We start from the raw sequence: 22,824 nt of genomic DNA on the forward strand, positions 1-22,824 counted from the left end.
GAATATTTTTGGCTCAGCTATCCTATAGCAGCTTTTCGATCTTTGACTTTCTTAACCAATAAGCTGGCACCTTCAACACGAATCAACAGTGACACTGCAGCATAGGTTACCAATCCAACAGTGCCGCCACCAATAAACCATAGAGGCAAATTCTGATCACCCTGTTCCACGAAACACCAAGAGGCAAATCCTGAGACCAGCGCGGCAAGGAGTGGTTTTGTAATATCTCTAACCTGATCAATTAAAGAGTACCCAACCAAACGAGCAGAAAAGTAGGTATTAGGAATAAGCGCCATAAACGAACCAACAACCTGGCTAACTACAATTCCAAAAATCCCATAAGGTATCGCTATAAACAACAATGTCAGATTGACAGATTTCTTTACCAAGCCGACCTTCAGCACGAGGTCCGAGCGACCTTTTACGTTAAGCAAATTCACATTTAATGCGTGAAGCGGATACAACGCGCCAACCACACAGAGCAACTGCAAATAAGGTACCGCACCGAACCAACGTTTATCAAACATCAACTCAAACAACACCGGCGCCAGCCCTGCCAGTAACCCCATGATCGGCGCAATCAGGAACATCATGAGCTGCATGATCTGGCGGTATTTGTGCAAGAGCACCTTGTTATCATCCTGTAGAGTCGACAAGGCTGGGAAGGTGGCTTGTTGCACCGCATTGGTCAGCTGTTGTGATATAAGGTTACTGAGTTTTTTGGCGAGAAAGTACAAGCCCGTCAGTTCCGCACTAAAAAAACGACCTATCACTAGCACATAGGAGTTTTCAAATAATATCTGTAACAACCCCTCTGCTAACAAATTTCTTCCAAAATGGAACAGCCGCGAAAATGATTCAATACTAAACACAAGTGAAGGGCGCCACTTGCTTACAAACCAAACCAATAAGGCTGACACTAAGGCAGAACTCAGCATCTGCACCACAAGACTCCAAACACCCCACCCGCTCCAAGCGGCGGCCACTGCGAGGCAGCCCGAGACTAATACACTTGCAGTGTTAGCCTTCATCTGAGTTTTGAAGTCCATTCTGCGACTGAGTACCGCTACTTGGACTACCTTGGCCGCATTAATGAAAACAACCAATCCCATTACCTGAATTAGGGAGGTCAACTCTGGCTGGCTATAGAACGCTGCTATGTAGGGCGCGCCGGCAAACAAAGCGGCGTATGCCACCAAACTTAACAACAGGTTGGTGTAGAACACAGTGTTTAAGTCAGAGTCTGACACGGTTTTACTTCGAATCAGCGCGGCGCCAAGGCCCGAGTTGATAAAGGCGTTGGCCAACTCAAACACAACAGTGGCCATGGCCACCAAACCAAAGGCGTCCGGCGCGAGCAGGCGGGCGAGGAACAACATGAAGATGGTGCTGGCTCCTCGGGTGAGGAACAGGCTCGCCAGGTTCCAGAGCACTCCTACACCGATCTTGCGGTTCATCGTCTGCATCAGATGTCGCGAACCTTCATGTGTGGTTTTCCCATGGGGAAATCATTAAACGGCGAATCCACGGCTACGAAAATACCTAGCCTTGCCTAAAGCTTTACGCTGGTTACGCAGTTCTGCTGCCTTCTGGCGAACACGGTTTTTGATTTTACCTAACACGATTTTGCTTATTCCTTGCCCGTGGTGATTGCTTCATATACCCGCTCCGCATCCCCTTGCGAATAATCCTCCAACCGACAACGATTGGTATTCGAGAAATGCGCCTCCCAGGAACATTCTTGTAGCGGCCATTAAACACGTATTTTGTCAGTAATAAGAAGAGCTTGTATCAGAGTGGCTGAAAATACTGATCTGGGAGAGTGATCCCGCTCATTTCTTCAAACCTCTGATTGGATTCGATGAAAAGCTGACTCAGATTTTTTGCAAGCGACTTTGGCAATTCATAAGAAACTTCAGAGTTAGATTTTTTGGCCGCCAGTTTTGCTTGTTCAAGCAAAAGCCTCTTCATCTTAACATCTCGAAATACGTCTTTATCTTCAGCGGAACCCAACCATTCGAGCTGCTTACGGCTTCGATGAATATTGGAAGGCTCAAACAATAAATTTCCAAAATCATGGCGATACTTTTTATTTAGTTCAAGCTTATGAAAGAGCTCCTTATTACTTAAAGAGGGATTAACCGATGGCAACATAAAATTAGAAGGATAGTTAACATCCAAAGCCCGACACAAATAAGAAATCAAATCGATTTTTTGATTGGTCTCTGTTAGCTCCCCATTCTTGGATCTGAATTTTTCCAGCGGAACAATATGAATATTCTCCCTACCGAAATACTTGACAACCCGTGAATACTGAAGATCATAAAGCATTTCATAAAGACAACTTCTGTCCTGAAAATCCCAAAGATATTGACAATATTCTGAAAATAATTTTGGCAGACCGACTTTGACTAACTCGGCCCAAAGTGACTTAACAAACGAAAAATTACTTCTTGTCAAAAAAATTATTTTAGCGTCGGAGCCCACAACCTCAGCTAATCGTTTCATTTTTATATCGGGCTCAACCATTTCAGGAGTAAAATTAAACCCTAACCATTCGCTCGAAACACCAACCCACTTTTTATTATGTTCAACAGCCTTCCGAATTTCCAACCCAAAATCTGCTATCGCTGACCCTTTGTTCGACTGATAAAAGTCGTTATTGGAATAGGGAATCAGGGTCTCAAATATTCTATTAATCGGATCGTTGACATAGTCAATCAGACTACCAACACCCACACCAAGAAAATGAATATCCTCATGCTTGGAGAAAAAACTTTCCTGCAAGGCTGAACTCAACGCCTTTGGCATACCAAGGTGTATAAATTTTTGCATTCAGCCCTCCGAAATCATTAACATTTCAACCATATCCGGGGAAAAAACTGGAATACCGTGTGTTCGCTTTACCTCCGCTCTTTCTGCAAAGGAGTCATCTATAAATATTGAGTGCTTTTTGGTAATAAACTCAGATTTTGGACGTTTATCTTTAATATGAATTACCTGATCAAACATCCCTTCAAGCCTGTATTCCTTGAGCGTTTGGAAAATATCTTTCTCGTGCCGGGTGATCAGAACGACAGCGACACCTTGATTACGAGCTTGAAAAATATATTTGACCAACTCTGTATTAACTTTGTTGTCCAGCAGCAAACAGTCATCGAAATCTATGAATACTGTATCGTATGTCAAATCAATTCTGTATCGACTTCCCAGCGCTCTATCCAGTTCAACGTCGTAGGTATTGGGCTCGACTTTTACGCTAATATCAAAAGCATCAAACGCGCTCAACAACGCAAAATTAACACCCTTGGCACGAAAGTACGACGAAGAACCACCTAACCGTGCAGCGACTTCCAGTAAAACTGGATCTCCATCCTTGTTCTCCTTCATCTGAAAAAACCAAGCCCCGCGCGGTTGCAATCTATCATTAATCGCCATTGCGGCTTTATAAATTGCCTCTTTGTGCTTACTTGACTCCACGGTGTTCACACTGATGCCGTTACTGACCCTTGCTCTTTTTCTTGCGCCATGAAATAGCAGCTCCCCTTTTGAGCTACTGAAACAATCCACTGTAAACTCTTCTCCTGGCAAGTACTCACAAAACACAAAGGAAGTACCTGGGTGGTCTTGCAAAAACTTCTCTGCACTTTCTCTAGAATTCGCAATGCCCACATTTCTGGACCCATAACCTTCATCAGGCTTGATAAAAACCGGATACTGCTCAACCCTGCTCAGTTCATTAGCCCATGCCGGGCAAGGAATACAATCAGACAAGCGGGAATAGGTAGCAGACTTCGATGAACAAACAGCCGTAGTATCGGCGCCGGACCCAATTACCACACAGCCAAGTGTGCTCTCATTACTTTTGAGTGTCGTGGCCACCGCGTCCATTGCCGGAAAAATGGCATCGACTTGTTCTCTTTGGACAATGCCTTTAACGACTGAAATAAAATCCGGGTGATTGTGAAACGGTATGCCGCCGATATATTTCTCAAACACAAATTTCCCGTGGTCATCAACACTTGATGCCCCCACTAGTTCGAAGTGCGCACTGAAACGCAGTGAACGGTGGATTTCAAGAGCCACCTCAGAACCACATGGGAAAACCAGTAATTTCTTTTTCATTTCCCGAACAACCTAGTATCTAAAAATATCATTAACAACTCGGCAAATCTTATTAACCTGCTCTACTTCCAGCTCGGTAAAAATCGGCAGGCAAAGTATCCGGCTGGCGATATCTCTGGATACGGGCTGGTCAGCCTCCGCATCCAAACACGCCACCGATTCCAGCGACGGGTAAAAATACCGCCTCGCCAGAACGCCGTTCTCTTTCAGCGTGACCGCTACTCGCACAGCCTGTTCCTCGTTTTCGAACACCACCGGGAAGTAGGCGTAGTTATAATCCAGTGCTTTCGGTTTTGCTTGCAGTTGCAGGGCCTGGCTCAGTGCCTGTTCGTACCGGTGCCACACAGCGGCCCGTGCTTTCAGGTTTTCTTCCATTTCATCCAGCACACACAACCCCATTGCCGCCTGCAATTCATTCATTTTGGCGTTGATGCCCAGCTCTTCAATGCTCTCCGGCCCGGTGATGCCGAAGTTAATCATTTTCTTCGCCCGCTCCAGATCTTCCTTGCGCTTGAAGATGATGGCCCCTCCCTCGCCTGTGTGGAACAGCTTGGTGGCGTGAAAGCTGAGGGTGGCTGCGTCGCCGTGTTTGAGCAGGCTTTCGCCTTTGTAGCTCACACCAAAGGCGTGGGAGGCGTCGTAGATGACTTTCAGGTTGTGCTTTTGGGCGATGGTTCTAATAGCTTCTACATCGCAGGCGTTGCCGAATACGTGCACGGGTACGATAGCCCGGGTGTTCGGGGTAATGGCCGCTTCGATGTTGGCCGGGGTCAGGCACCAGGTGTTGGGATCTATGTCTGCGAACACCGGCTGCACGCCGTCCCACTTCAGGGAGCTGGCCGTGGCGATGAAGGTAAACGGGGTGGTGATGGCTTCCGGCTGTGCGCCCGGGGTTGCATCGCTCACGCCCAGGGCTCGGTAGGCAATTTGCAGGGCCAGGGTGCCGTTGGAGACCAGCAGCAGGTTTTCAACGCCCAGATAGTCTCCCAGCCGTTGGGTGAGCTCTTGTACCAGTTGGCCGTTATTGGTTAGCCATTGGCGTTCGTAGATGCCGTCCAGGAATTGATCCAGTTTCTCCCGGTTGGGGAGGTAGGGTTTGGAGACGGGTATCATTCAGTAATGCTCTTTGAGTTCAGCCATGGCCTGTTCCAAGCTTTGGGCTTCTTTGTCTTTGCCGGATAGCAGCAGGTCTTCCCGGTTGGCTACGCCCCAGTCTATGTTCAGGGTTGGGTCGTTCCAACGGATGGAGCGTTCATACTCGGGCGCGTATAGGTCGGTGCACTTGTACTGAAAATCCGCCGTGTCACTGGTAACCAGAAAACCATGGGCAAACCCAGGCGGAACCCAAAGGATACGATTGTTCTCTTCCGAGAGGTATTCCCCTACCCACTGGCCGAAGGTCGGCGAGTTGGTGCGCAAGTCTACGGCTACGTCGAACACTTCGCCACGGGTTACCCGCACCAGTTTGCCCTGGGGCTGTTTGATCTGGTAGTGCAGGCCGCGCAGGGTATTTTTCACCGAGCGGCTGTGGTTGTCCTGCACAAAAGTGACGTTGATGCCGGCTTCACGGAAGGCTTTTTCGTTCCAGGTTTCCATGAAGAAGCCGCGTTCGTCTCCGAACACTTTGGGTTCGATGAGTTTTACGTCTGGAATTCTGGTTTCAGTGATTTTCATAGAGCTCGCTTACTTTGCACTTTTGACCAGTTTCTTGAGGTAATCGCCATAGCTGTTCTTTTTAAGGTTTTCAGCCTCGGCCAGCAGTTGTTCTTCACCGATGAAGCCCATGCGGTAGGCGACCTCTTCCAGGCAGGCGATTTTCAGGCCCTGGCGCTTTTCCAGGGTTTCGATAAAGCCGGCGGCTTCGTGCAGGGAGTCGAAAGTGCCGGTGTCCAGCCAGGCGAAGCCCCGGCCCAGCAGTTCCACGTTCAGATCCCCTCGTTCCAGGTAGGCCTGGTTAACGGTGGTGATTTCAAGTTCACCACGGGCGGAGGGGGTAACTGATTTAGCAATGTCGACAACGTCATTGTCGTAGAAATACAGGCCGGTGACCGCATAGTCGGATTTCGGCTGAGTCGGTTTTTCTTCAATGGAGATAGCACGCTGATGCTCGTCAAACGCTACCACACCGAAACGCTCCGGGTCGGTAACCTGGTAACCGAATACGGTGGCTCCTCTGTCCCGGCTGGCAGCGGCTTGCAACATGTTGCTCAGGCCCTGACCATAGTAAATATTATCGCCCAGAACTAAGCAAACGCTGTCGTTACCTATGAATTCTTCGCCGATGATAAAGGCCTGAGCCAGGCCATCCGGGCTGGGTTGTACGGTATATGTCAGATTAATGCCCCATTGACTGCCATCACTCAGGAGACGTTTGAAGCCTTCCTGATCTTCCGGTGTGGTGATAACAAGGATCTCCCGTATTCCGGCCAGCATCAGGACGGATAGCGGGTAATAGATCATGGGCTTGTCGTACACCGGGAGGAGCTGCTTGGAGATGCCCCTTGTGATTGGGTACAGACGGGTGCCGGAACCGCCGGCCAGGATAATCCCTTTCATTTACTTCTCCAGGTATTCACCCAATGTTAACTCCAGCTGGCTTTGCCAGGTTGGGAGCTGGATATTGAGGGCTTGTTCCAGTTTTGCTACGTCCATCCTTGAGTTCAGCGGGCGCTCTGCGGGAGTTGGGTAATCGCTGGTCGGGATGGGGATTACTTTTGTGCTTTTTCCGGCCAAGTGGAAGATTTCTGTCGCGAAGTCTTGCCAGCTGGCTTCGCCTTGGGGGGCAAGGTGGTAGAGGCCGCTTTTAAGATTGCTGTGTATGGCCAGTGCCGTTACCTGGGCGATGAGCCTCGCCGGCGTGGGGGCGCCGATCTGATCCGCCACTATGTTGAGTTCGGTTTTGCTTTCGGCCAGGCGCAGCATGGTTTTCATGAAGTTGTTGCCACGGGCGCTGTAGACCCAGCTGGTGCGGAAGATGAGGTGATCCGCGCCACTTTGTTCGATGGCCTGGTCGCCCTGGAGTTTGGTTTCGCCGTAGTGGCTCAGGGGGCCAGTGGCGCTAGTTTCCTTCCACGGGGTTTTACCTGTGCCCGGGTAGACGTAATCGCTGCTGTAGTGGATCAGCCGGGCGCTGTTCGCAGCGGCGTATTGGGCCAACTGCTTCGGCAGGCCAGCGTTGAGGCGTTCGGCTTCTGCCTTCTGGTCTTCAGCGGCGTCTACAGCTGTCCAGGCGGCGGCGTTCACGATCAGGTTTGGTCTGGTATTGACCAGGTACTGGTTAACGGCTTGATGATCCGACAGGTTCAGCTCTTCCCTGCCCGGGGCGCTGATGGTGCCCAAGGGGGAAAGGGTCCGGTGCAGTTCAAAGCCGGTTTGGCCTGTTTTCCCCAGGAGTAGAATGTTCACTCCCCTGCCCCCAGGCGCTCGCGTTGGTAGCTGCCGTCTTGTACTCGTTGGCACCAGTCAAGGTTATCCAGGTACCACTGGACGGTTTTTCGGATACCGGTTTCGAAGGTTTCTTCAGGGACCCAGTCAAGTTCGTTCTGGATCTTGCTGGCGTCTATGGCGTAGCGCATGTCGTGGCCGGGGCGGTCTTTTACGTTGGTGATCTGGTCCCGGTAGCTGCGTTCCTGTGGCCGTAGTTGCTGGAGGATGTCGCAGATGGTGTGAACTACCTCGATGTTCTGTTTTTCGTTGTGACCGCCGATATTGTATGTTTCGCCCGGACTTCCTTCTGTAACCACTTTGTAGAGGGCCCGGGCGTGGTCTTCTACGTAAAGCCAGTCACGGATTTGGTCGCCTTTGCCGTAAACCGGGAGCGGCTTGCCTTCCAGGGCGTTGAGGATCATCAACGGGATCAGTTTTTCCGGGAAGTGGTATGGGCCGTAGTTGTTGGAACAATTTGTTACCAGTACCGGCAGGCCATAGGTTCGGTGCCAGGCTCGCACGAGGTGGTCTGAGCTGGCTTTGCTGGCGCTGTAGGGACTGCTTGGAGTATAGGGGGTTTGTTCGGTGAAAAGAGGCAAGCTCCCCCTCTCCCCCAGCCCCTCTCCCACGAGGGGAGAGGGGAGTTCATTCGGGTGCGTCAGGTCGCCGTAGACTTCGTCTGTGCTTATGTGGTGGAAGCGGAAGTTTGCCTTTTTGGTCTCTTCCAGGGATTGCCAGTATTGGCGGGTGGCTTCCAGCAGGGTGTAGGTGCCTACGATGTTGGTTTCAATGAACTCTGCAGGGCCGTCTATGGAGCGGTCTACGTGGCTTTCGGCGGCCAGATGCATGATGGCGTCTGGCTGGTGTTGGGCCAGCACGCGGTCTACCTCAGCACGGTTGCAGATGTCGACCTGTTCGAAGTTGTAGCGAGGGCTGTCGCTGACTTCGGCCAGGGACTCCAGGTTGCCGGCGTAGGTGAGTTTGTCCAGATTGACCACTTCATCGCTGGTGTTGTTGATGATGTGGCGGATGACGGCGGAGCCGATGAAGCCGGCGCCGCCTGTGACGAGTAGTTTCATGGTATCGAGTCTTTATTTACTCTGATTTGTAAGCGTAGTTGTAGTACCCATAATAGCCGTAGCTCGTTGCCGCTTTCTTTTCCATGGCATTAAGGATAGTGCCTTTCAGGGTAACCCCTCCCGTAGCCAGGCGGTTTTCCGCAATCTGGATTTCTTTCGGCGTGTTCACTCCGAAACGGACAACCATGAGTGTGGTACCACACAGCTTGCCGACAATAGCGGCATCGGTTACTGCCAGGATCGGCGGGGTGTCGATGATCACCAGATCGAAATGTTCACTCAGGTAATCCAGGAATTCGGTGAAGCGCGCCTGCATCAATAGTTCGGAAGGATTGGGCGGAGCACTTCCGCGGCTGACCCAGTTGAGCCCATCCATTTCTGTACCACGAATGGCTTGGTTAAACTCCAGCTTTCCGGAGAGCACCTCGGAAAGTCCGTCATGGGCCGTCTGATTAAAGACTTCGTGCACGTGGCCTTTACGCATGTCTCCATCAACCACCACCACTTTCTGACCTGCTTGTGCACAAACACCCGCCAGGTTGGCAGACATAAAGCTCTTACCGATTCCGGGGCTGGGGCCGGTGATTACCAGGCGATTATCGCTACCTTCCATCATTGCGAAATGCAAGGAGGTGCGCAGGCTGCGGATGGCCTCGATGGAGAGATCGGCCGGGTTTCGCACTGCCAAAAGGCCTTCTTTAACGGAGCCTTTGTGGCGGCGCTTGCCGGGCGCTCTGCTTTTATTCGCAAGGCGTTTCTCTTCCTCGGAAAGCGGCACCGTCGCGTATACCGGCAGGTCCAGCTCTTCGAGCTGTTCCGGGGATACAATACCCCGATTAAAGGCGGCCCGCAGCAACACGATCACCATGGCCAGCAGCAGACCACTCATGCCTGCAACGGCCACAATCAGGTTACGGCGGGGGGCCACCTGCCCCTGGGTGACGGCATCATCCAGAATGCGCACATTGCCCACGGTGCCGGCACGAACCAGGCGCAGTTCCTGCATACGGTTGAGCAGCTGCACGTAGATTTCCTGGGTTACCTCCACATCCCGGCTCAAGCGCAGTACCTGTTGCTGGGTTTCCGGGAGGTTGTCGGTGCGCTCTTCCAGCCGGGCTTTTTCCCGCAGCAGTTGGTCTTTCTTTTCCAACAAGGAACGGTACACCGGGTGATTGGGAGTAAAGCGGCGCGCCAGTTCGGATTCCTGAAGCTCAAGCTCGTTCAAGCTGGCTTCGATGCGCACCAGACTGTCGAGGGCGTTCTGGGTTTCGAAACTCAGGTCTATGCTGTCGCTCTGTAACCGATATTCGTTCAGGCGGTTTTCCGCCTTGTTAAGCTGTTCACGGATTTTCGGTACCTGCTCTTCCAGGAATTCCAGGCTTTTTTCCGCTTCGGCGGCTTGCCGTGCGATGTTCTGGGTGAGGAATACCTGGTTGGTGGTATTCAGACTTCGAACCAGCTCCTGTTTGTCTGCCCCCTGTAGGGTCAGGCGAAGGATGCCGGTGTCCTTGCCCTGCGGGCTTATTTGCAGGCGGTTCTTCAGGCCATTAATGGCAGACAGCCGGCTCTTCTTAACAACCGTGAAGCTGGCCCCGACCGGAGCGCTCACCTCGGCTACCGTGAGTTCCAGCCAGGGTTCGTCGACAACCAGTTTCTGACCGACCCTGCCCTGCCCCAGTTGACTCCCTTCTGCGTCTTTCAACAGGTAGCGGCCATTGCCCAAAGATTCGAGTGTGAATTTCAGCGTACTGCTTTCGTGGCTGGCGACCAGTTCGCTAATGTGCAGGGTTTCGCCAGCCCATACAGAGGCTTTCCCCTCCATAAAACCCGGGCGTGCGAAGCCCTCACGGCGCAGCCAGTCACCAATAATGGGAAGGCTGTCGGGCTGTATTTCGATATCCAGGTCCGTCTGGTCGACTACCTGGCCCAGAATCATCCGAGAGCGGAGTATTTCGATTTCGGTACTGGTGCTGGACTCTTGCTGGCCAAGCAACTCCGACATATCAGTCCCAGGCATAGTCCCGGACTTTTTCTCCACCTGAACCAGGGCATCAGCCTGGTAGATTGGGGTGGACAGAGTTGCGTAGATAAGACCGGCCACAGCGAAGACCACGGTGAGTATGGCAATGAAAATTCTGTGGTCCCACAGGCTGCCAAGCAAAAAGCCGATGTCGATTTCGTCGTCGTTTTGGCGGATCTGACTACCGGAGGGGGTGGTACTTGGTTCGCTCATTTGTTGCTCTTGCTCATTATTTTAGCTTGGGCAGCCAGGCCTGTACGGAGTCCTGGAGCATTTGGTGCACGTGTTCAAAGGCTTCGCGGCTTTTTTTATAGGGGTCCGGGATGTCCGGTTTGCCGGGTAACCAATGGGTAAGCAGCATGGTTTTGCCGGCAGCGGTCGGATCTTGGGCCCTGACCTGGGCGCGTTGGCCTTCGCTCATCACCAGGATCAGATCTGCGCGGCGGAGCTGTTCGGTGGTGACTTGTCGTGCCCGGTGCTCAGTCAGGTCTAGCCTCGCTCGCTGGGCCAATTCGGCGGCGGTCGGGTCGGCTTCATGGTCCACCAGCGCGCCCAGCCCGGCGGATTCTATGGTTTTGCCGGGCAAGTTGGCTTTCAGCAGGGCTTCGGCCACGGGGCTGCGGCAGATATTACCCACGCAAAGTACTAAAATGTGGTTAAACATGGTCTTGCCCTATTCCCCGAGGTTAAGCGCCCGATCACCCAGGAACAGTGCAGTGAATGACGGCACCAGCAAAGACACGACACGATTCCAGCGGGCCAGAGGGGCAGCGGTTACGTACACGAGGTCTCTGTTTTCCAGAGTGAAGCTGTCCGCCATCACCATCGCGGTGGCGTCTTTCAGGTTCAGTTGGTAGAGATCGATCAGAGTATCACTGTCGGGGCCTGCCTCTTCAGATCGGCGCACTACAAACACGCCAGTGGCACTCGACTGGCGCTCGTTCAGGCCACCTACGTTGGAAATGGCTTCTGCCAGCGAGAGTCCATTACGGCCCATGGGTAATGTTTGGGTTTTAGCTACCTCACCCAACACAAAGACCTTGCGATCGTTACCCAGTGGAACGTTAATGACATCCCCGCTTTTTAGCAGCACGTTGTGGTGTTTATTGCCTTTTTCGAACACGTCTTTCAAGGACAGTGTGTAGTCACGCCCATTCCGGGTCAGTATGACATGGCGCCAGTCGCCATTCTCTTCCAGGCCACCAGCCTGACTGATGGCGTCAACCAGGCGAGTGGGAACGTTGGTGAGAGGGTAAACGCCCGGTTCATCCACTGCGCCGCTTACGTATATGCGCTGGCTGCGGAAAGCAGCGACAGACACATCAACCTGTGGGGACTCCAGATAAGCAGAGAGGCGTTCCGCAACTTCTTCCCTTACTTTCTGGGTGGTTTTTCCAGCGACGTTTACGTAACCGATGTACGGGTAATAAATATCGCCATTTTCGTTAACGACATTCCCGGATTCCTGGGAACTGCGCTCAGAACCTGCGGGGATGGTGAGCTCCGGGTGGTCCCAAACCGTAATTTGCAGTACGTCACCAATACCAATGCGATATTGGAAATCACTGTCTTTCAGTAGCAATTCTTCAGGTGGAAGCGGCACTTCGGCGACGATTGCCTCACGCAGATTGGCTGGACCAATGCGGCTCACTTTCACCAGATGACTGAAGTCTTCCTCTGGCTGGTTTTTATAATCGGAAGTCCAGCCGCCGGCACTGATGTGTGAACCAGGGGCAAAGGCGCAGCCTTGCAGGACTAGCAGGGCCAGGGGAATCAGAATCCTCAATACCATAGTTGTAATGCCGGGACTTTTGTTGGTTATAGAGCCAATAATAACGCCTGTTTTATTCGAAACTACAAACAAAGGGGCTGGCAAAGCCAGCCCCTTTGTGACGCTTTAGCCGCAGTTGATCAGCTGCCGGTAGCGCCTGTTGCGCCGGTCGGTTCTTCTTCCTCGACCAATTCTTCGATGATCGCTTTGACGATTTCATCCACAGCGGCCTGCTCTTCGATCTCCTCGACAGTCGGGACCGCGGGCACAACCTCACTCACGATAACATCTGCCAGCGCTTCTTTCAGCTCAGGCAATGCCAGGCCAGCGGTGTCGTTGTCGACGGCCTGTTTGACGTCGGTTGCATTCAGCTTGTTGACCAGGGCACCAAAGGCTGCAGTCTCGTTGCCATTGGAGTTGGCATTGGCTTGCGGTACCAGGGTGGCAATCTGCTGGCTCAGCACCTGGTTCACCAGGTGAAGCTTGGCAGCGCTAGTTTGCGCTTCCTCGGAAGTGCTGCCATCGGTCTTGGCGGCAATCGGGTCAAAGGCCGTAAGGTCCACACCGGAAACACCCAGTTCGGTTGCAAGCTCATCAGCTGCGCTCGCCTTGAGGCTTGCCAGGCTGGCTGTTGAGCCTTCTGCCAGAGCTTTCTCAACCTTCGCCTGGATGATGGTGCTGAAGCCGCTGATGGCTTTGCTGCCGGCCGGCGCCAGGAACTTGAGGTTGCTGTCAACCGAGGCACCGTCGTCTTCATCGATGGTGCTGGACGCCACCTGGAGAACCAATGGCAGTTGCACCTGGACATCCGTCAGGGAGTCCAAAGTGAACACGCCGCCGTCACCGGTGGTGGTTCTGGGCTCGCCAAGGTCACACGCCTTGTTGAGGTTTTCATCAACACATACCACGGCGTTCTTGAGGTAGCCGTCGTATGCGAAGCCTTCACTGGAGCCATCGGCGCCACCATCCGACGAGGAGCCGCTACTGGATGAACACCCTACAATCGCCATCGTCGGAGCCAGAATAGCTGCGACGGCCAGGTTGCGTGAAAACGTTCCTTTTTTAAATTGACTCATAATAGCCTCTTAATCTCCTGAATGAGCTTTCGCACGTTTTGGTTATTGCTTCTTGATGTTGGCTGCGCCACGACTGTACTGCGACACCCTGACGTTTATTGGCCTCCAATAGGCCTGTTTTGCTCCCACTATAGGCAAGTGAGGTTAAAACGCAATCACACTTTGTTTCTACTTGCCTTGAATTTTATGGCTTTTCGGGCCACGCCACCGGCCCGGTCAGTCATTTGTGAGCCGGCCACGGTTGAGATACAGGGACTGTATCGGGTTGGCTGAACGCACAATGGCTGCCCCGCCAAACGCCGTCAGGTTCTGATCTTCGTTGATTCGGCTCTGCACGCTGTAATTCCAGTTGGCATCGCCGCGAACCTGAGCGTAGCGGAACTGGCGGGTTTTTTCCGGGGTGAGCGGAATTACCCAACCCAGGCTGATGAACTCGGCATCGGTATTCTTGTAGCTCAGGGTAATTGCATAGTCCCCGAACCAGAAACGGCTATCCAGACGGAAACCGGTATCCTCGGCAAAGAACTGGCCACCGTACACATCGAACTGGGCATCCAGATCCGGATTGTAGTAGCTGTACCGGCCCAGCATTTGGTTGCGCTTAAAGCCGCTGTCGTCTCTGTGGCGGAAGCTGCCGCCCAGATAGCTCAAACTGTGATGACCATTTGCACTGAGAATCATGGTCTCGTTGAGGCCCCCGTTCCAGTCGATGGCGTAACGGCCACCGTGGAAACTGGTGTATAGCTGGGGATGAAGCTTGAAGGTTTGCTGGACTTCCGCCTCGATCAGCGCATTGCGCTGCCGGTCTTCGTAGAACACGCCGCCTTTTTCGAAGTCCTCGGTCTGGTAGATTTCGGTGTTATAGGTTGCCGAGGCCAGTGCACCGGTCCAGAGCGAGGCAGACACTTCCGCGCTGATGCCGACGGAGGCGTCCCATACGCCGTATTCGGTGGCCACGCCAGAACTGATGGTCGGGCTTAGGGTAATGCGCGGCTTCCAGGTGGGGCCGTAGCTGCCCTGGAAGTCCCACTCGCGTTCGTCCCGGTCCAACAGGCTGGTTTTGGAAAAGCCCGAGGCGATGGCGTAAGGCTCATCGCTGCCGTCCGGGTGAGGTTCCTGCAGTGGGACGGTTCGCTCTACCACTGGAATGTTCTGGTTGAGCAGGGTGAGCCTGGCGTTCTTGTGGACGCCGGCTGCGGCCTTGGCTCTTCGGGCTACGTCTAGGACGGAATCCCGTTCGTCCCGGGTGTAGATGTTGTTTTCCCACTGGATGTGGAGGGTGTCGCCTTCGCTGGCGACGGAGACTCGGTCGTAGCCGGCTTTGACTAGTTGTTGGCCCAGGTTTTGGGCTGATTTTTTGCCGGTGTTGTTTTGGTCTGAGGTTGTCGGATTACGCCTTTGGCTAATCCGACCTACGGGGTCTGCTGAATCTGTCGGGTTGCGGCTTTGGCTGATCCGACCTACGGGCTCAATTCTGTCGGCAGCGACAGGTTCCAGGCGCTGTTTGCTGGGTTTGTTGCCGAAGGGGATGGACAGGCCCAGGGAGAAGAAGTGGCGGTCGTTGTCGGTGTCGCCTTCGTCGTAGGCGAGGACCTTTCCCTTCACCTGCATGCCCCATGGCAGGAGGCCTTCGGGGGAGGCGGCCCCCAATCCCAGGCGGACATCCTGGCTGTCATACTCGGCCATGACGTTCAGCCAGGGAACCGGTCGGTAGGATACGCCGCCAAAGGCACCGTCAAGGTAGCGCCCGGGGGTCTTTGGGTCACCGTAGCCTGCGGATATCTCGACTGGCCCGAACTCTCGGCCGGCAACCACATAGACGGACTCAAAGTCGTCGGTTTCGCCCCCCAGGTCCTGAACACCGGCGGCCAGGGTGAACCAGTTGTCTGGAATGAACGGGGCCTGAACTTTGATGTTCGCCGACAAGTCGCGGATTCCACAGGTTTCCTGGTAACAATTCGCCTGAGTGCGATCCCAGGTCAAGCGACCACCCACTTCCACCAGAGGAAAAACACCAAAGGTGCCGGCTACGTTGTTGAAATGGCCATACGTGTCATTACCTGATGTCTGGCGCGTGTCCAAAGCCTGATCCGAATACATGACGTCTGCCTGGCCGTGGTCGAGCACGGTGGCCGAGGGTACGTTGAGGTAGCCGCTGTAGCCGGGAAATGCCAGGTCCTGCGGTGCGGCCTGCGCCACTGCCAGAGAGAGTCCGCTGGCAACGCCCGCAATGGCGGTCGATTTCAGGCACGCTACCGCCCCACCGACCAGAGTCCAGTGTTTTGAGGTCATAGAATTCGTTTGTTGGTGACAGGTATTCGAGAGGCACGGCGAGAGGCTGCCCCGACCAAATCCATGTCAGGTAATTTTTGTGACGTGTATCAAATGTGACGCAATTCTACCGAAGATAAGATTGCAGACAAGTGACAAACCGTAATGTTGGCCTCAACTGGTGTTGCATTGGCGTTAAACAATGCAAAATATCCAGGCCGCGCATGCCCTGGGACGGGTTGAATCTGTTTGTCGGATTACGCCTGCGGCTAATCCGACCTACGGGGATTTCCTGCCAGCGCGGCAACGGGCACTTTTACGGCCTGCTGCTTCTGCATGAAGCTGATCAGTACAATGGCCCGCTCTTCGCCATCATACGCTTGAAAAATCGCCTCAAGGCCCTGGAACGGCCCTTCGCTGAGTGCCACCGGCTGCCCTGGTTTGATGCCGCCCTGCTCTGCAACGGTATGCAGGCTGTCCTTAATATGCTGGATGACGTCGTCACCAATTGGCGCAGGCTTGTTGGCGAAGCCCACCACTCGCAGCACGCCCCGGGTGGAGCGGAGTTTGGACCACATGGGATCGGTCTGTTCCAGGTTGACGAACAGGTAGCCGGGGAATAGCGGCTCAAGTTTCCTGGTGCGCTTGCCGGCTTTGATTTTTTCCACGGTGATCTTGGGGTAGAAGCAGGCGATGTCCTGGTTCTGGAGGTGTTCCAGGGCCCGGTCGCCCTGTGCGGGTTTGTGCTGCAGTGCGTACCACGTCATTGACGTTACTTCCCTGTTGCGATGAAAAACGGGTTGAGCAGGTCTTCCTTGCCGTATCGTAACGGCTCACCCTCTAACGTTTCCACTTTGCCACCGGCAGCCACCAACACGGCATGCGCCGCGCCGGTATCCCACTCGCAGGTTGGCCCCAGGCGCGGATACAGGTCGGCTCGCCCCTCGGCCAGGCGGCAGAATTTAAGGGAACTGCCTGCCTGGACCAGCTCGTGCTCACCCACTTGCTCGATGAAGGCTTTTGTTTCGTCGTTGAGGTGGTTCTTGCTGGCGACGACGCGTTTGATGGCTTTTGCTTCAACAACGTGCATCGGCGAAATCTTGCCAGACCGATCGCGCTTATGGGCGCCCTCCCCTTTCGCTCCCCAGAACGCTTCTTTCAGGGCAGGCGCAGTCACAACGCCCAGGACCGGCTCACCGTCCTCAATCAGGGCGATGTTGACGGTAAACTCCCCGGTACGCTGGGTGAAATCCCGGGTGCCATCTATCGGGTCAATCAACCAGAACCGGCGCCAGTGCTTGCGCTCTTCCCAGGGGATGTCGGCGCCCTCTTCCGAGAGGATGGGGGTGTCCGGAGTGAGCTTTCGCAGCCCCTGCACGATCACTTCATGGCTGGCCAGATCGGCGGCGGTGATCGGGGACTGGTCGGCCTTGTAGTCCACCTTGAAGTCGGACTGGTAGATGTGGAGCACCCGCTCGCTGGCTTGATCGGCGATTTTTATAACATCCGGGAGGATGGAGCTGTAATGCATTGGGAGCGTCCTGCTGTCGGGTTTGGTGACAGTTTAACGGAGTGTGGGGGGGTGGTGTTAGTGCCGGGGGTAATTGGAATCCAACACCAACCCGACACAAATCAAATCCATATCACCAACTCTGCGCTAAGCTGACAGTCAGCATTCACCGAAAGGAGTCACCCCATGAAACTTCGCTTCCTTGGCGGCACAGGCACCGTTACCGGTTCGCGTTACCTGCTGTCGGATGACAAGCACCGCCTGCTGGTTGACTGTGGCATGTACCAGGGCGTGAAAACCCTGCGCAAGCGGAACTGGGCGCCGTTTCCCGTGGATCCTTCCACCATCGAGGCGGTGGTGCTGACCCACGCCCACATTGATCACAGCGGTTACCTGCCTGCGCTGGTGAAGAATGGCTTCAAGGGCAAGGTTTACTGCACCAAGGCCACCCATGAACTGTGCAAGGTCCTGCTGCCGGACGCCGGTTTCCTGCAGGAGGAAGACGCCAAATACGCCTTTCGCAAGAAGTTCTCCAAACACGAAAAGCCGGAGCCGCTGTTCACCGAAAAGGACGCCTGGGAAGCACTGAAGCATTTCGAGTCACTGCACTACCACGATCCGTTCGAGCCGGTCCGGGGGATGGAGGTGACGTTTACGCCGGCCGGCCACATCCTGGGGTCGTCCTGTGTACACGTACACCACAAGGCCAGTCAGCGCACGGTTGTGTTCAGCGGCGATGTGGGCCGCCAGGACGACGTGATCATGCGCCCGCCGGAACCAATCCGGAAAGCGGACGTGCTGGTGTGCGAATCCACCTATGGCGATCGCCTCCACGCGGAGACCGATCCGGAGGAGGAACTGGCACAAATCATCACCAAAACCGCCAGTCGGGGTGGCATTGTGCTGATGCCGGCGTTTGCCGTGGGCCGGGCGCAGATGCTGCTGTATGTGATTCACAAGATCATGGGGCAAAAGCGCATCCCCAAGCTGCCGGTGTACCTGAACAGCCCGATGGCGATAAAAGCCACGGAAATTTTCTGCCGGCACAACAAGGAACACAAGCTCAGCGCCGCGCAATGCGAAATGATGGATGACCAGACGGAGTTCGTGCGCACGGTGGAAGAGTCCATCAAGCTGGATTCGGCACGCTACCCCTGCGTGATTATCTCCGCCAGCGGCATGGCCAGCGGTGGGCGTGTGCTGCACCATTTGAAGACCTTGCTGCCCAACCCGCGCAACAGCGTGGTGTTTGCCGGGTTCCAGGCGCCCGGCACGCGGGGGGATGCCCTGGTGAATGGCGTGGAATCCGTCAAGATCCACGGTGAATACTGGCCGGTAAAGGCGGAGATCCACAACCTGGATTCGCTCTCCGCCCATGGTGACTATCGGGAGATCCTGACCTGGCTGGAACAGGGGCAATTGAAGCCGGAGAAGGTGTATGTCACCCATGGGGAGATGGTAGCCAGTGACGTGATGCGTAAGCGTATCCGCGAGAAGTTCGGGTGGGATGCGGAAGTGCCGGAGTTGTTTGATGAGGTGGAGGTTTAGGTACGTTGTCGGATTACGGCTGCGCCTAATCCGACACCCTAGACCACCCCTGGCAACAACCCACCCTGCAAACGAGTCACCCGGTGACTCAACCGCGCCATGCCCAGGTTGACTGGAAACAGCACCAGGCTTTTGACCGTGTCCCGCACCACCAGGCTGCGGGGCAGGCCCTCGTAGATGTTGATGTAGGCACCGGCCATGGCGACCAGGGAGCGAGACAGGTGCAGGTAGTCGCTGTGGATCACAATGCCCAGCTGATAGGTATTGGACAGCAGTTGCAGCGCGGTCTGCATGCGCCGATGCAGGCCGGCGGTGCCCTCTCGCCACAGGGTGCGTAAAGCATCCTCGGTGAGTGGCGAGACGTCCCGGCGCGCGAGGGTATCACTCAGGCGTTCGATGATTTCGTCCCGGCGCAGTCGGTTCTTGTCAGGGTGGGTGCTCATCTCAATCAGCATATCCCCCAGGCGCTCGGTGTCTGCCAGCAGGACGCTGATGATGTAATCCCGCACAAAGCTCCACTTGCCGGCCATATGAACGGCGTTGCCCCAGTCAATCAGGTAGGGCTCCGCGTCCGGCGAGACCATGATATTGCCCGGGTGCAGGTCCCCATGGAGCTCGTTGTACACGAAGATGTGCTCAAACAGGGTAAACAGGAAGTTCTCCCCCAGGGTGCGCTGAAACCGCTTGCGCTCGGAGCCCTGCAGGCTATTGATGGCTTTCTTGATGGAAACGGCGTCATCCACATACTCCATTTCCAGAATGCGGTTGGTGGCCACAAACACATCCGGCACATGCCAGGCCCGGGTCACCCGAGCCCGTGCCGCGAAACGACGCTGGATCGCCGCTTCGTCCTCAAAATTCAGTTCCTGCTCAAAACCGCGGGTGAACTCCTTCACCTGATCGGACAGTGCGTGGAGGAACGGCAGCAACTTGGAATGCGGTGCCCAGAACTGGCTGCTGACCAGCATCAGCTCAATGGCCAGGTTGCCCATCTGGAATTCCCGCTCCAGGTTATGGCGGGCCACCTTGACGATCACCGGCTGCAGGCGCTCCAGCCCGCCGTCATCCTGAATAACTTTCTTGGTGAGGTAGACCGAGCCGATGGACCCGGACTTCAACGGCTTATTCACATCGAACTGGACGTACATCTCCCCCGGCAACCTGCCAAAGCAGTCCAGAAAGGCCTCGTTGACTTCGTCCGGCGTCATCGGATCAACGTCTTCCTGGAACACTGCCAGCTCTTTGGCAATTTCCTCCGGCAGGAAGTCCGCGTTCGCCGCTGCCACCTGGGCCATCTTGATAAACAAGGGGCCGAATTCACGAACCATGCGGGCAACGATCTGCGCCTGGGTGGCAAAATCCTTCGGGTCTGTCTGCAGGAACGGCTTGATGTGGCGAATCGCCTTGATCTGCCGCCGCAGAATCACCAGATCCCGACGCAGCACACTGACCTTGCGCCCCACATCCGCCAATCCTTCCTGGTTGGCCTTGCGGATATCCTTGAGGCGGTTGACCAGTTCAACAATCAACGGCTCGTAGGACCGAAGTACCAGGCGGACGATATCAAGGTTGAGCTCGATCAACCCCTTGAGTTCGGGCGCGTCCAGCAGTTCGTGAAAGAAGTTCCAGAACTCATCAACGACGCTCTCCGGCACCTCGATCGGACTGCGGGTGACCACCTGCCCTACCAGAAAGCGGATTAGCCCTTCGGTGGTTTCCTCGTTGGGAATCAGACGATACTTGCGCAACACCCGGGTCAGCGAGCGGGACTGCACATTCAGCGGATGCTCATACAACGTGTCAAACAACTCGTCGAGCGCCGAGCGGAGCTGATCCTGATCAATCGGCTCCAGGTTGCCCGCCAAACGGGCCACCGGCCAGAATGCACGGGGCACTTTCAGCGTCATCGACGTGAAATTACCCACACCCCGGATCGCCGACCCGGTGCGCTCCCTCAGGACTGGAATGTTGATCTGAATGATTTTCTGCTGGTCTTGCTCGCCCATGTAACCTCGTAACCCGGCACAGTGCTGGATGGGGTTGGTACTATGCCAGATTATTGGGGGGAGGTTTGGGTGTTTTTGGGCCGAATTGTTGGAGATGACCACGCGTGCAGCTTTTAAGAGCGCATCACTTTAGGCCGGCACTCGAAATACACTTGATACTGCCAACTCAAGGGCCAAATAACCAGTATCACTGCTTGAAGTATTCTCAACGGTACAAAATAAAAAGGGGCACGAAATATCCAGCGTCGGCTCAAGACATGAAGATCTTTCCACCGCCCAACAATCTCGAGGCCAGCGCACTCAAAAAGCTTTGTCCACTCATCGAGACTTCGAATTGTTTCTCTTATATCCTGCTGGTTGGTTCCTTGGAATAGCCCCAATCGATAGGTCAGAAAACCCGAATTGGGCACAAGAATCAAGATTCGCGCATCTTGCTTCGCAACTCTCAATATCTCTTCCAATGCCACCTGTTGATCAAGAAAATGTTCCAGCGATCCCAGGCAAGTAACAACATCAAATTCATTATCAGCATACGGCAATTCCTCCGCAGGCCCTGTCGAAAACCGGCCATCTGGCATTGCCTTCCTGCAGGCCTCAACGGCCTTTTCGGAGATATCTATTCCAGCTACCTCACTCACAAGTTCCTGGGCCACTCGCAGCCATTCTCCAGAACCACAGGCAACATCAAGAATACGATCACTCTTCTTCAGCGCCAACTTTCGGACCAATCCTTGGAGGTGGCGACTAGGATGGCCGCGAGGAGATATCAGTTCTTTATAATATACTTGGTCATAATACTGCCTGACATCTTTATGGTTTGGACTCATCCTCTCTCCTCAATGGCGCAATGTCTCTTAGACTTGCTCCAAAACTCGACCAGGAAAACTGTCGCGAGAACTGAAGCAACTCTTCAAGATCATATGTAACCTTTTTCTTCAATATGCCAACTACAGTCTCCGCAAAGTTCAGGTAGTCGCCAGGAGGTATGAGTTGGCCAGAGATCCCGCACCTGACTGCATCCGGCACCCCTCCCGCCGAAAATGCAACAGTGGGCGTCCCTGCCGAAGCAGCTTCAATGGAGACCATCCCAAAACCTTCCATATCACCCGGCAGATCCAGAACTGGAAACACATGAACATCAGCCGCAGCATATGCAAGCTGGAGACTGTCGTCCGATACGCTGCCCATTAACCTCACATTGGAATCAACTCCCGCCATTTGCGCCATCTCAATGAGCTCAGCCTGACAGGTTCCAGTTTTTAAAAGAGCGCTTTTTGGCGCTTCACCGATTACAACAAGAACAACATCCGGACAAGCCTTCACAATGTCTGGCAAGGATCTCGAAATGAACTCTGCCAGCCCCTTTCGTTTCATCAACCGCCCCACAGAAAGTAAGACTTTCTTACCCTGCAATTGGTTGTCGACCAACCATTGCTTCACAAGTTCCTTTGACGGTAACCTCTCGCTGACAGCAACACCGGGGTTCAGCAAATAGATTCGAGAAGCATCAAAACCAGTTTCGATAGCTGCATCCCTTGTCGCGCGGCTATTTACGATCCAGAAGTCCGCTTTCCTAAGTGCTCGAAGAAACACCCAACGATATAGCGCACTATTGACGATAATGTCCAAGCCGTGAAGGTAGACCCCCCAGCGGGCTCCCGAGATTTTTGCCGCCAACCACGCAGAAATTCCGTTTACTCCACTTCCCGCCATAATAACCGACGGTTTATTTACCCGGGCCCAGAGAACTGCTTTCAATGTCGCCCCCACTAAAAACGGTATGAGAGCGGACCTACATTCCTTTATGGTATCTGCGTGTAGCGCGTATTCAGAAGACCCCACTGGTCCAACCAAAGCAGTTCTATAGCTTTTGCTGAGTTCCTCGAGAAGGTGTTGATTAAGCTTCTCCATCCCACCTTGGAGTGGAGGGAAGTTCCTGCTAACCAACAAAAACGTGGCTTCACTTCTTTCGGATAATCTGTTCATCCGTTA

The 22,824-nt window shown here is 54.2% G+C and carries 19 protein-coding genes; 1 reads left to right on the forward strand and 18 read right to left on the reverse strand.

Going from position 1 to position 22,824, the window contains the following annotated elements; all coding sequences use genetic code 11:
• Positions 1–17: 17 nt before the first annotated feature.
• From EHN06_RS13820 to cysQ, 15 genes are all read right to left on the reverse strand, one after another.
• A complete protein-coding gene (locus EHN06_RS13820; protein ID WP_127333125.1) occupies positions 18–1,466 on the reverse strand; it encodes a lipopolysaccharide biosynthesis protein in 1,449 nt (482 codons plus the stop codon).
• A gap of 325 nt (positions 1,467–1,791) precedes the next feature.
• Positions 1,792–2,835, reverse strand: coding sequence for a hypothetical protein (locus EHN06_RS13825; RefSeq protein ID WP_127333126.1), 1,044 nt, complete (start codon positions 2,833–2,835; stop codon positions 1,792–1,794).
• Complete coding sequence (locus EHN06_RS13830; RefSeq protein WP_127333127.1) at positions 2,836–4,125, reverse strand: ATP-grasp domain-containing protein; 1,290 nt, start codon at positions 4,123–4,125, stop codon at positions 2,836–2,838.
• 12 nt (positions 4,126–4,137) lie between these two features.
• On the reverse strand, positions 4,138–5,238 hold the full coding sequence (locus tag EHN06_RS13835; protein ID WP_127333128.1) for a DegT/DnrJ/EryC1/StrS family aminotransferase: 1,101 nt from the start codon (positions 5,236–5,238) through the stop codon (positions 4,138–4,140).
• Positions 5,239–5,799, reverse strand: coding sequence for a dTDP-4-dehydrorhamnose 3,5-epimerase (gene rfbC, locus EHN06_RS13840; protein ID WP_127333129.1), 561 nt, complete (start codon positions 5,797–5,799; stop codon positions 5,239–5,241).
• Between the two features lie 9 nt (positions 5,800–5,808).
• Positions 5,809–6,681 carry a glucose-1-phosphate thymidylyltransferase RfbA gene (rfbA, locus tag EHN06_RS13845; protein WP_127333130.1) on the reverse strand — a complete coding sequence of 291 codons (873 nt, stop codon included), beginning with the start codon at positions 6,679–6,681 and terminating at the stop codon, positions 5,809–5,811.
• On the reverse strand, positions 6,682–7,530 hold the full coding sequence (rfbD, locus tag EHN06_RS13850; RefSeq protein ID WP_127333131.1) for a dTDP-4-dehydrorhamnose reductase: 849 nt from the start codon (positions 7,528–7,530) through the stop codon (positions 6,682–6,684).
• Positions 7,527–8,630, reverse strand: coding sequence for a dTDP-glucose 4,6-dehydratase (rfbB, locus tag EHN06_RS13855; protein WP_127333132.1), 1,104 nt, complete (start codon positions 8,628–8,630; stop codon positions 7,527–7,529). The genes rfbD and rfbB overlap by 4 nt, the downstream gene beginning before the upstream one ends.
• A gap of 16 nt (positions 8,631–8,646) precedes the next feature.
• Entirely contained in the window at positions 8,647–10,863 is a 2,217-nt protein-coding gene (locus EHN06_RS13860; RefSeq protein WP_127333133.1) for a polysaccharide biosynthesis tyrosine autokinase, read from the reverse strand.
• 16 nt (positions 10,864–10,879) lie between these two features.
• Complete coding sequence (locus tag EHN06_RS13865; protein WP_127333134.1) at positions 10,880–11,314, reverse strand: low molecular weight protein-tyrosine-phosphatase; 435 nt, start codon at positions 11,312–11,314, stop codon at positions 10,880–10,882.
• Between the two features lie 9 nt (positions 11,315–11,323).
• Complete coding sequence (locus tag EHN06_RS13870) at positions 11,324–12,442, reverse strand: polysaccharide export protein (protein WP_127333135.1); 1,119 nt, start codon at positions 12,440–12,442, stop codon at positions 11,324–11,326.
• A gap of 119 nt (positions 12,443–12,561) precedes the next feature.
• Positions 12,562–13,497, reverse strand: a complete 936-nt coding sequence (locus EHN06_RS13875) for a hypothetical protein (protein WP_127333136.1) — start codon at positions 13,495–13,497, stop codon at positions 12,562–12,564.
• 216 nt (positions 13,498–13,713) lie between these two features.
• Positions 13,714–15,789: a YjbH domain-containing protein gene (locus EHN06_RS13880; protein WP_127333137.1), complete on the reverse strand. Its 2,076-nt coding sequence runs from the start codon at positions 15,787–15,789 to the stop codon at positions 13,714–13,716.
• Between the two features lie 248 nt (positions 15,790–16,037).
• Entirely contained in the window at positions 16,038–16,535 is a 498-nt protein-coding gene (gene rfaH, locus EHN06_RS13885) for a transcription/translation regulatory transformer protein RfaH (protein WP_127333138.1), read from the reverse strand.
• Positions 16,536–16,540: 5 nt separating this feature from the next.
• A complete protein-coding gene (gene cysQ / locus EHN06_RS13890; RefSeq protein ID WP_127333139.1) occupies positions 16,541–17,299 on the reverse strand; it encodes a 3'(2'),5'-bisphosphate nucleotidase CysQ in 759 nt (252 codons plus the stop codon).
• A 165-nt stretch (positions 17,300–17,464) separates the two neighbouring features.
• Between cysQ and EHN06_RS13895 the strand changes: the two genes are divergently transcribed.
• Positions 17,465–18,826 carry an MBL fold metallo-hydrolase RNA specificity domain-containing protein gene (locus EHN06_RS13895; RefSeq protein ID WP_127333140.1) on the forward strand — a complete coding sequence of 454 codons (1,362 nt, stop codon included), beginning with the start codon at positions 17,465–17,467 and terminating at the stop codon, positions 18,824–18,826.
• Between the two features lie 38 nt (positions 18,827–18,864).
• Here the strand turns inward: EHN06_RS13895 and EHN06_RS13900 are convergent, their stop codons facing one another.
• From EHN06_RS13900 to EHN06_RS13910, 3 genes are all read right to left on the reverse strand, one after another.
• Positions 18,865–20,832, reverse strand: a complete 1,968-nt coding sequence (locus EHN06_RS13900) for an AarF/UbiB family protein (protein ID WP_127333141.1) — start codon at positions 20,830–20,832, stop codon at positions 18,865–18,867.
• 113 nt (positions 20,833–20,945) lie between these two features.
• Positions 20,946–21,659 carry a class I SAM-dependent methyltransferase gene (locus tag EHN06_RS13905; protein WP_127333142.1) on the reverse strand — a complete coding sequence of 238 codons (714 nt, stop codon included), beginning with the start codon at positions 21,657–21,659 and terminating at the stop codon, positions 20,946–20,948.
• A complete protein-coding gene (locus tag EHN06_RS13910) occupies positions 21,643–22,818 on the reverse strand; it encodes a glycosyltransferase family 4 protein (protein WP_127333143.1) in 1,176 nt (391 codons plus the stop codon). The genes EHN06_RS13905 and EHN06_RS13910 overlap by 17 nt, the downstream gene beginning before the upstream one ends.
• Between the last annotated feature and the right edge of the window lie 6 nt (positions 22,819–22,824).

Source organism: Marinobacter sp. NP-4(2019) (assembly GCF_003994855.1).
In the GTDB taxonomy this organism is placed as follows: Bacteria; Pseudomonadota; Gammaproteobacteria; order Pseudomonadales; family Oleiphilaceae; genus Marinobacter.